Source organism: Alkalibacterium indicireducens (assembly GCF_039522005.1).
Taxonomy (GTDB): domain Bacteria; phylum Bacillota; class Bacilli; order Lactobacillales; family Carnobacteriaceae_A; genus Alkalibacterium; species Alkalibacterium indicireducens.
The window spans coordinates 1-8,381 of record NZ_BAAADA010000129.1 but is presented as its reverse complement, the minus strand read 5'-3'; the positions used below and the strand labels follow the sequence as shown (position 1 = coordinate 8,381).

Here is an 8,381-nt window from a genome sequence, read left to right as displayed (position 1 = left end):
GTTTTCCACATGTGTATACCTCGGGCTTTTGTCACCGTTCAGGAAATCATAAAATTTTGGGTAAATTCAAACGTAAGAATATATTGACAGACTGCACCGGACAATGTTCTGACCTAATATGTTCTAAGATAAAATCCAGCAATCAATACTTTTCCAAATATAGTTTATAGTTTCTGAAGCGTCTTTTCATCTTCAGATTTGTTCTTGGCAAGATTAGAACGAACGACTCACTTAGTATACTACTAACTCAAATTCATTTATCGACAATCTGATCCACCTTTGTTAGTCGGTCTATCAACTAAAAAACACATTCTCCCGAACAGGTCTAATTCGTTTGACGAATCATGTCCGGAGAATGTGTTTTTTTATTATTTTATTATGAGGCGTTGACCTTCTGGATGTCCCCTTGTTCGACGTAGACCATCAGAATAGAGATGTCTGAAGGATTCACACCACTGATACGACTGGCTTGGGCAATCGTTTCAGGTTGAATTTTCGTCAGCTTTTCTTTAGCTTCAGTGGCGAGGCCATTGATCGCTGTGTAGTCAATGCCTTCTGGAATACGTTTGTTTTCCATTCGCTTAACTTTATCCGCTTTTCGGATCGCTTTATTGATATAGCCTTCGTACTTGATGAAAATTTCAACTTGTTCTTTGACGTGTTTCGGCAGTGCCTCTTCAGTCGGAGCAAAGCTGAGAATGTCATCATATTTAACATAAGGACGTTTCAGGAAGTCGTAGACCAGCATGCCGTCTTTGAGCTGTGGTTCACCTTTTTCTTCAAGGTGGTCTGCCACTTCGCTCGGTTTTACACGTATCGTTTTCAGACGAGCCAATTCATTTTCAGTCTGTTTTTTCTTCAGCATGAAGGCCTCGTAGCGTTCTTTGCTTAGCAGCCCGAGTTCGTATCCTTTTTCAGACAGTCGGAAATCAGCGTTGTCATGACGTAAAAGCAGACGGTATTCTGCGCGTGAAGTCAACAGACGATATGGCTCATTAGTTCCTTTAGTGACCAGATCATCGATCATAACTCCAATATAAGCTTCATTACGCTTAGGTACGTAGGCTTCTTCACCTTTTACCAGACGAGCTGCATTGATACCGGCAATCAGACCTTGTCCACCAGCTTCTTCGTATCCAGATGTTCCATTCATCTGGCCGGCAGTAAACAGGCCGCTGATGCGCTTAGTTTCAAGAGATGGACGCAATTGATATGGTTTGATGACATCGTACTCAATGGCATAACCGGTACGCATCATCTGAGCATTCTCTAGCCCTTCGACGGAACGCAGCACGGCCAGCTGCACATCTTCTGGAAGAGAAGAGGACAGACCTTGAACGTAAATTTCATCCGTGTTTGCGCCTTCCGGTTCCAGGAAAAGCTGATGGCGCGGCTTGTCACTGAAACGGACCACTTTGTCTTCAATGGACGGGCAGTAACGGGCGCCTACTCCTTCAACGATACCAGTGAACATTGGTGCGCGGTGAAGATTTTCTCGGATGATGTCATGAGACACGGTACTAGTATAAGTCAGCCAGCAAGAGACCTGTTCCTTAAGATAATCTTCGTCAGGTGTTTCAAAGCTGAAATGGTTCGGCTCAGCATCTCCAGGCTGTTCTTCTGTTACCGTGTAGTCGATCGATGACTTGTGGATACGCGGTGGCGTACCGGTTTTAAAACGGTCCAGTTCAAAGCCAAGCTCAAGCAGATTTTCAGATAGCTTGACGGAAGGCTGTGTGTTGTTCGGACCTGATGAGTATTTCAGTTCACCAATAATGATTTCCCCACGTGAAGACGTTCCGGCAGTGAGTACCACAGCATCCGAACGATAAATCGCTCCAGCATTGGTCTTCACACCTTTGATCACATCATTTTCGACAATCAGTTCATCGACGATCCCTTGCTTCAAGTCAAGGTTAGGTGTCCGTTCGATGGTTTTCTTCATTTCGTTAGAGTACAGATATTTATCGGATTGGGCTCTAAGTGCTCGGACGGCTGGACCTTTTGCAGTATTGAGCATACGCATCTGAATATAGGTCTTATCCGTGTTGCGTCCCATTTCGCCACCGAGGGCATCGATTTCTCTTACTACGATTCCTTTTGCCGGTCCACCGATTGATGGGTTACAAGGCATATGGGCAACCATATCCAGATTGATGGTGATCAGTAGAGTTCTGGCACCCATTCGAGCGGAGGCTAGCGCAGCTTCAGATCCTGCATGTCCAGCACCAACAACAACGACATCGTAGTGTCCTGCTTCGTAAGTTTGCATCGCATGATTCCTTTCTATTTATCAGTCTTTTTAAATTCATGTCAATTTAGTTAGTCGTTATTTTCCTAAACAGAACTGGCTGAAGAGCTGAGTGATCAGCTCGTCCTGTACGCTGTCTCCAGTGATTTCACCGAGCAGATCCCATGCACGCGTCATATCGATCTGTACCAGATCCACCGGCATCCCTGTTTCGATGCCTTCGATGACATCATCAAATGCTTCGATCGTATCATTCAAAAGAGCGATATGGCGGATATTCGATACATATGTCGCATCCTTCTCACCGGTGTTTCCGGCAAAGAAGAGATCCGCTATCTTGCCTTCCAGCTCGGTCAGTCCTGCCTGCGTCACTATGGACGTGTAGACGATATTGGACGGATCGACCAGCGTTTTCAGCTCATTCAGATCCAGCTTATTCTCAAGATCCATTTTATTTAAAATAATGATCCGGTGGTGCCCTTCAGTGGCTTCAAGCAGCAGCTTGTCTTCTGGCGTCAGTGGTTCGTTTTGGTTGAACACCAGCAAAACGAGATCCGCATCGCTCAATGCTTTACGGCTTCGCTCCACACCGATGCGCTCAACAATATCTTCTGTTTCGCGAATACCGGCTGTATCAATCAATCGTAGTGGTACGCCTTTAACACTGACATATTCTTCTATGACGTCTCGCGTCGTTCCGGCGATTTCAGTAACAATTGCCTTCTCTTCTTTAAGCAGGACATTCAACAGACTTGATTTCCCGACGTTAGGTCGCCCGATGATTGCGGTAGCCAGACCTTCTCTCAATATCTTTCCCTGACTCGCTGTTTCCAGTAGAGATTCGACCTGCGCTTTGACCTGTGCTGCTTTCTCGACCAGCAGCTTGGAGGTCATTTCTTCTACATCATCGTATTCAGGATAGTCGATATTGACTTCCACCTGAGCTAATGTATTAAGAATTTCCTGCCTCAAGTTTCTGATCAGCCGGGACAGGTTTCCGTCCAGTTGAGTGACGGCCATATGCATAGCCTTGTCAGTCTTGGCACGGATGACATCCATCACGGCTTCAGCCTGTGAGAGGTCGATCCGGCCATTCAAGAAGGCCCGTTTAGTGAATTCTCCCGGCTCTGCCAGACGCGCCCCGTTGCTCAATACGGTTTCCAGAACTTTATTGACGGAGACGATACCCCCATGCGTATTTATTTCAACAACATCTTCTCTTGTATAGGTCTTGGGTGCCCGCATGATCGACACCATAACTTCATCGATTGGTTCAGCTGTTTTAGGATTGACGACTCGGCCGTAATGAATCGTATGCGACGCCTGTTCCTTCAGATTCTTGCTGCCAAGCTGATAGATCCTGTCTGCAATCTCCAGCGCTTCATCTCCACTGATTCGGACGATCCCAATCCCGCCTTCTCCAGGTGGGGTAGAAATTGCCGCAATCGTATCAAATTCTATAGCCATACTATCTATCCTTCCCCTTATTTATTCACAAAAAAAAGCGCCTGATCCACTCCAATTCAGCATAGACTGCTACTCTGAGCGGAAAAGCACTTTCACTGCTTAACCTTGATTCGTTCTTTTAATTATTTCGACATCTTAAATCATATAAGGTATGATGCCGTTTGTCAACTTTTATACTTATTTTTTATTAGTATTTGTGACGTTTTTTTTACATAGCAGCTATTCATTTCATACTCTGACTTCATCATCTTCTTCAATACAGAAAAAACGCCTGACATCGACAACTCGATCGTTGTTCCGTCAGGCGTAAAGTATTTATTTAGTGTCTCAGATTATACGATGACCAGATACAGCAATGCTGCTGCTACTGCGCCGAGCATTGGTGCAACAATTGGCACCCAGGCATATTCCCACTTAGAGTCACCTTTGTTTGCCAGTGGGAGAATCTGGTGCGCAATTCTAGGGCCCAGATCACGTGCCGGGTTGATCGCATATCCGGTCGAGCCACCTAATGATAGTCCAATTGACAGAATCAGCACCCCAACGACTAGTGGGTTCAGTCCTTCTGTAAAGACATTTTGACCGAAAGCCAGTAAAGCGAACACTAAAACAAATGTGCCAATAGCCTCAGACATTACATTAGATATGTTGTCTCGGATTTCTGCGCCAGTCGCAAACGTTCCCAAAATTGCACCCGGATCTGTTGTTTCTTTATAGTGAGCCAGATATGTCAACCATACTAGCACTGATCCCAAAATTGCACCAGCTACCTGAGCCAGAATAAAAGGAATGACCATTCCCCATGCCAAGTCTCCAGTTATTGCAAATCCAAGTGTCACGGCAGGATTTAAATGAGCGGGACCCATAAAACCGGCGATGTATACCGCCAGTGTTACAGCAGCCCCCCACCCCATCGTGATGGCTACCCATCCAGCGCCTTCTGCTTTACTTTTTTTCAAGCTAACAGCCGCTACAACTCCATTACCAAGTAGAATCAGAAACATTGTTCCTAAAAATTCACTGAAAAGTGTTAATGTTTGCCCTGTCATTTAATCCACGTCTCCCTTTAATGTTTTCAAATCAGATTCAGCAACTGCTTTTTCAAGCTCTTCCGTGTACTGTTGTCTTACTTCATCGGACCAGTCATTATAGCGAGCCATCTCAGAAATGACAGGTTCGATTATGCTGTCTAAGGTGTCACGCATAAACAGCATGTGATTTGTTCGACGGATCAGGAAATCGCTCGGGGTCAGCGCCATTTCTTCACGCATGGCGTAATGCAGACTGAGCGTATCTGCGAGAGTAAGTCCCTCTACCTGATCAACTTCTTCAAGTAAATCATAGACCGCCGGAGTGTTTGATCCATACAGATTAGCCAAGTATCTTGCTTCAGATTCAGTTAATCCTTTTTCAACACCAGACTGAGCCAGAGCTTCTGTCTCCTCGTCGACTTTAGCTGGATCGATGTCTCCACCAGAAACTGGATAATGAGCCGAATCGATCAGTTCGTAAGTCAGATTGAAGTCTCTTTCCAGCACATCGATTGTTGCTTTAACCGCTCCAAGGGCCATTTTACGGTAATCCGTAATTTTCCCGCCGGCTACGGTAATCAGTCCATCTTCATCGATCTCAAGCGAACTGCCGCGTGAAAGGGTGGAAGGATTCGTGTCTGATTCCGCATTGGCTGTTTTAATATTTTTCAGTACATCCGCGACTTCATATCGTTCAACGCTTCCCTGCTGATACTTCTCCACGATGGACAGTACATCATCAAGACTTTCGTCCGTAATGAGCTGATTGTTCTGCCCGTTATAGTCAGACCCGCCATTTGCCGCAATCAATGGACGCAAGCCGGCCCAGCTGGACTCGATATCGTTCAACGTAATATCTGCTGACGGGTACCTTGTATTGATGATGTCCAGCAGGTAATCAACGTCTTCCTGCTCCACCGTAGGATTTGAAAGGTCACCTTTATAGTCAGTATCAGTCGTCCCGAAATACGTTTTTTCCTCACGAGGAATCACGAAGACCATTCTTCCGTCCTGTTTTCCTGTATCGAAATACGTCGGCTGGGGAACGAATAGTTTCTTATTGTCTACGACCAGATGAACCCCTTTTGTCGGACGCATCTGAGGCGCCGTATCGATCTTGTCGTCCATCTGACGAATCGTGTCCGACCACGGTCCGGTCGTATTCATGACAACACGGGCATTGATTCTGATCGTTTCACCCGTCAATAAGTCTTCCACTTCTGCTCCAGAAGCTCGTCCGTTGTCATCATGTAAGATTCCAACTACTTTCATGCGACTGACCATGTGTCCGCCGTCTTCAGCTGCCCGCTTGATATTCTCTATTACTAGGCGAGCATCATTGTTCCGGTAATCCAGATAGACCCCGGCACCTAAAAGTCCTTCACTGTTCAGCTGCGGTTCGCGTTCCAGAACTTCTTCTTTTGTCAGTGTATAGTTCGCAAAATCAGTTCCAGTCACACCAGCCAGCTGGTCATACAAATCCATGGCAACTTTAAGAGAGAACATGGAGAACGTTGAATCCGGCTCATCATAAACGGGTAAGATCATCGGGTCCGCTTTTGGAATATGAGGAGCGATGCCCTGAACCACGGCCCGTTCCTGAACCGTGTCAGCTACGACTTCCACATCAAAGTTCTTCAAATAACGCAGACCGCCGTGAACGAGTTTAGTTGAGCGCGAAGACGTCCCTTCTGCAAAATCCTGCATCTCGACCAGGCCTGTTTTCAGACCCGAAGCACTGGCCTGCAAAGCAGACCCAGCACCCGTGATCCCGCCACCAATGATCAGTACATCCAATGTTTCTTCTTTTAATACGTTTATATCTTGTTTTCTTCTTTCAAGAGAGAAAACCATACTCTTTTCCTCCTACGCTAGTCCTACTCTTCAGGCTTGAAGACTTGTGTCGCTTTAACTGCCAGTTTCCAGTTCTTGTAAAGCTTCTGACGTTCTTCTTCAGGCATCTGCGGTTCGAACATGCCACCTTCTTCGTACATACTCTTTATTTCATCCATGCTTTCCCAGTAACCGACAGCCAGACCCGCAAGATAAGCAGCTCCAAGTGCAGTCGTTTCCAGATTATGCGCCCGCTGCACTTTAGTTCCAAGGATATCTGCCTGGAACTGCAGCAGCCAGTCGTTATTAGCTGCTCCACCGTCCACTTTAAGGAGAGGAATGTCGATTCCCGCGTCTTTATTCATCGTGTCAATAACATCACGAGCCTGATAAGCAATAGACTGCAGCGTCGCTTTTACGAAATCTTCTCTAGTCGTCCCTCGTGTCAAGCCGAAAACAGATCCTCGAGCATCTGAATCCCAATAGGGTGCACCCAGACCTGTAAAGGCTGGAACAACGAAGACTTCATTATCATTTTTAGATTTCTTAGCTAATGCTTCCGAATCAGACGAATTCTCGATCATTTTCAGTCCGTCACGCAGCCACTGAACAGATGAACCAGCTACAAAGATACTTCCTTCCAGAGCATAATAGATCTTGCCATTGATACCGTACCCTATCGTAGTCAGCAGGTTATTTTCTGACAACTGTGGTTCTTCACCTGTGTTCATGACGATGAATGAACCTGTGCCATATGTGTTTTTGACCATGCCCGGCTCAAAGGCCATCTGACCAAATAATGCTGCCTGCTGGTCTCCCGCCATCCCTGAAATAGGTGTGTTAGCTCCATAGAAGTGATAGTTCGCTGTGTTTCCGTAGATTTCCGAGTTTGATCTAACTTCGGGCATCATGGCACGTGGAATATTCAATAAGTCCAGAATTTCCTGATCCCATTCCAGTTTGTGAATGTTATACAGCATCGTGCGGCTGGCGTTTGAATAATCTGTTACGAACGATTCTCCCCCGGTCAGTTTCCATACCAGCCAAGTGTCGACTGTTCCAAACAGTAATTCGCCATTTTCAGCTCGTTCCTGAGCTCCTTCAACATGGTCAAGAATCCAGCGAATCTTCGTCGCTGAGAAGTAAGAGTCAATGATCAGACCCGTTTTTTCGTGAATCATTTCTGAATGCCCGGCCTCGTAAAGTTTTGCAGCGATAGGCGCTGACTGACGAGACTGCCAGACAACTGCGTTATAAATCGGCCGTCCTGTCTCTTTGTCCCAGACGATTGTTGTTTCACGCTGGTTAGTAATCCCGATTCCTGCGATTTCCTGAGGTTTGACACCGGATTCAATAAATGCGCCGGCAATGACAGACTGGACTGAATTCCAGATTTCATTAGGATTATGTTCTACCCAACCGCTTTCAGGAAAAATTTGAGTAATTTCTTTTTGAGAACTTCCGATCGTGTTTAACTGTTTATCATAAATAATTGCTCGTGAACTCGTTGTTCCTTGATCTATGGACATAATGTACTGATTATCTGACATTGGTTTATTCCTCCTATTTTATCATCGGTTTTTAGTAACCGTTTTCTTTACGTTTTTATTGTAACCGTTTTTCTTCAGTTAAAAATGTCAGCTTTTTTTGAATTTTCGAATTTTTTGAAAGTTTTTCGGTGAGAGCACTATAACACAAGCAGTATTAACCCTATTCATATCTTAATATCTCAAGTTTTGCAGTTAAAAAATAGCCTTTGACCCTTGGTGTCATTGACTTGGTACCGATTATTATGCCGC

At 45.4% G+C, this 8,381-nt stretch carries 5 protein-coding genes; all 5 read right to left on the bottom strand.

Annotated features, from left to right (window positions below):
• Positions 1 to 376 precede the first annotated feature (376 nt).
• Positions 377 to 2,272, bottom strand: coding sequence for a tRNA uridine-5-carboxymethylaminomethyl(34) synthesis enzyme MnmG (gene mnmG / locus ABFX15_RS07880; RefSeq protein ID WP_346024914.1), 1,896 nt, complete (start codon positions 2,270 to 2,272; stop codon positions 377 to 379).
• Positions 2,273 to 2,329: 57 nt separating this feature from the next.
• The gene (gene mnmE, locus ABFX15_RS07875; protein WP_428830620.1) at positions 2,330 to 3,718 is read right to left on the bottom strand and encodes a tRNA uridine-5-carboxymethylaminomethyl(34) synthesis GTPase MnmE; all 1,389 of its coding nucleotides are present in this window, start codon (positions 3,716 to 3,718) and stop codon (positions 2,330 to 2,332) included.
• A gap of 332 nt (positions 3,719 to 4,050) precedes the next feature.
• The gene (locus tag ABFX15_RS07870) at positions 4,051 to 4,767 is read right to left on the bottom strand and encodes an MIP/aquaporin family protein (protein ID WP_346024913.1); all 717 of its coding nucleotides are present in this window, start codon (positions 4,765 to 4,767) and stop codon (positions 4,051 to 4,053) included.
• Positions 4,768 to 6,603 (bottom strand): type 1 glycerol-3-phosphate oxidase, encoded by a 1,836-nt coding sequence (gene glpO, locus ABFX15_RS07865; protein WP_346024912.1) that lies wholly within the window; start codon positions 6,601 to 6,603, stop codon positions 4,768 to 4,770.
• 23 nt (positions 6,604 to 6,626) lie between these two features.
• Positions 6,627 to 8,132: a glycerol kinase GlpK gene (gene glpK, locus ABFX15_RS07860; RefSeq protein WP_346024911.1), complete on the bottom strand. Its 1,506-nt coding sequence runs from the start codon at positions 8,130 to 8,132 to the stop codon at positions 6,627 to 6,629.
• Between the last annotated feature and the right edge of the window lie 249 nt (positions 8,133 to 8,381).

Excerpts from the sequence above, each read along its gene's own strand:
- mnmG (WP_346024914.1), bottom strand. The coding sequence starts at position 2,272 with ATGCAAACTTACGAAGCAGGACACTACGATGTCGTTGTTGTTGGTGCT.
- mnmE (WP_428830620.1), bottom strand. The coding sequence starts at position 3,718 with ATGGCTATAGAATTTGATACGATTGCGGCAATTTCTACCCCACCTGGA.
- ABFX15_RS07870 (WP_346024913.1), bottom strand. The coding sequence starts at position 4,767 with ATGACAGGGCAAACATTAACACTTTTCAGTGAATTTTTAGGAACAATG.
- glpO (WP_346024912.1), bottom strand. The coding sequence starts at position 6,603 with ATGGTTTTCTCTCTTGAAAGAAGAAAACAAGATATAAACGTATTAAAA.
- glpK (WP_346024911.1), bottom strand. The coding sequence starts at position 8,132 with ATGTCAGATAATCAGTACATTATGTCCATAGATCAAGGAACAACGAGT.